Annotated in this window: 1 pseudogene; it reads left to right on the top strand. The window is 39.1% G+C overall.

The features are described 5' to 3' along the window. A pseudogene (locus AAEZ18_RS19830) lies at positions 1 to 230 on the top strand (PRC-barrel domain containing protein); the annotation flags it as partial.

Raw genomic sequence — 230 nt, forward strand, 5'->3', positions numbered from 1 at the left:
GATACCGACACCTGGGAAATTCGTTATTTGATTATTAACACCAGTAATTGGTGGTTGGGTCATCTGGTTTTGATTGCTCCCAAATGGATTAAAGAGGTGAGTTGGCCTACTTCTAAAATTTATGTTGATATGACGCAGCAGCAAGTGAAAGATGCCCCCACTTTTGACCCCTCAGTGCCTTTTAATCTAGAACATGAACAAAATTTGCAAACTCATTATGGTTGTAATGT

Origin of the sequence: Pseudoalteromonas sp. 19-MNA-CIBAN-0066 (genome assembly GCF_040308705.1) — a bacterium.
Taxonomy (GTDB): Bacteria; Pseudomonadota; Gammaproteobacteria; order Enterobacterales; family Alteromonadaceae; genus Pseudoalteromonas; species Pseudoalteromonas nigrifaciens.